At 69.5% G+C, this 1,375-nt stretch carries 2 protein-coding genes; both read left to right on the forward strand.

The window, feature by feature from the left end; all coding sequences use genetic code 11:
• Positions 1-439: Holliday junction DNA helicase RuvB C-terminal domain-containing protein (locus tag B1964_RS09405; protein WP_290440687.1), on the forward strand; the 439-nt coding region annotated here is incomplete at its 5' end.
• A 282-nt stretch (positions 440-721) separates the two neighbouring features.
• Complete coding sequence (gene yajC / locus B1964_RS09410; RefSeq protein WP_006370218.1) at positions 722-1,144, forward strand: preprotein translocase subunit YajC; 423 nt, start codon at positions 722-724, stop codon at positions 1,142-1,144.
• The last annotated feature ends 231 nt before the right edge of the window (positions 1,145-1,375 follow it).

Genomic DNA, 1,375 nt, shown 5'->3' on the forward strand with positions numbered 1-1,375 from the left:
CGGGAGCCGCTCAAGGGGCACGCCCCGCATCGCCAACCGGTTGTTGCGGCGCGTTCGTGACTACGCCGAGGTCCGCGGGGACGGGGTGATCACCGTCGACATCTCACGTGCGGCGCTGGCCGTCTACGACGTCGACGAACTGGGGTTCGACCGCCTCGACCGCGCCGTCCTGGATGCATTGATCCGGGCATTCGGTGGCGGGCCGGTCGGGGTGTCGACACTGGCGGTGGCCGTCGGCGAGGAGCCGGCGACCGTCGAGGAGGTGTGCGAACCGTTCCTGGTGCGCGCCGGGATGGTCGCACGCACACCGAGAGGACGCGTGGCGACCGCAGCGGCGTGGCACCACCTCGGACTCACACCGCCCGCCGGTGCACTCAACGCGACCTTCGGGGTCCGCCCGCGCGAGATGGGCAGCCCGTCGCTGTTCGACGACATCTGAGCGCCCACGGCGAGGAAGGTCCGACCCTCTCATCGCGCCATTGCGGCATATATGCGACAAAGCCGACATTCTCGGCGTTGGGAGCGACTTGCCCCGCATGGCACACTGGAGGGAGTGCGTGCGCTCGGCGCCGACGTCACCGGTGGTCATCATCATCACCCCGGGGCGACGGGTCGCGGGCGCGTGACTTCGCCGGAGCCCCTCACCGGCGACCCGCCGAGCGTGGCATCAGCGCCGCGCCGCGGGTGACGATCTCGATACGACAAGGACGACGACACCTCGATGGAATCTCTGTTTCTCCCACTTCTGCTGGTCCTGATGGTCGGCTTCATGTTCTTCTCGGTGCGCAAGCAGAAGAAGCGTGCCGCCGAGACGCAGGAAATGCAGAACTCCGTCCAGACCGGTACCCGCATCCAGCTGTCGAGCGGACTTTTCGGCACCGTGATCGACGCGACCTCGTCGGAGTACATCGACGTCGAGATCGCGACCGGCCTGGTCACCCGATGGAACCGGCTGGCCGTCATGCGCGTGATACCCACCGACGAGGCCGCCGCGACCTACCCCGGCTACACCCCGCCGTTCGCCGCGGCCGACGCCGAGGCGATCGACGAGGCGCCCGAGACGATCACCCCCACCGACGTCACCACCGATCGGCCGAACCTCGACAAGTCCGGCGGCGACACGTCCGCCGACTCGGACAAGTAGGAACACCCGACACCGACCGCAGGCCGCTTGACCGACCCGTCGGGCCCACCGGGGGGAGGGCTGTCGCCCGTGACGCCGGGCCGTCGGGGGCGGTGGCGTGCCGTTCTGCGCGGGCGGGGCAGTAGAGTGGCCACTCGATCGCGCGATCGAGGCCCTCGGGCTGTTCGCGCCGCGTAGTCCGCGTCGACGAGTGTGCCCAGGTGCGCCGGTCGACGCTCATCAAAGGAGATC

Source organism: Gordonia sp. i37, assembly GCF_002043085.1.
GTDB lineage: Bacteria > Actinomycetota > Actinomycetes > Mycobacteriales > Mycobacteriaceae > Gordonia > Gordonia polyisoprenivorans.

Bases quoted from the DNA above. Each gene is read 5' to 3' on its own strand.
- yajC (WP_006370218.1), top strand. From the start codon at position 722: ATGGAATCTCTGTTTCTCCCACTTCTGCTGGTCCTGATGGTCGGCTTC.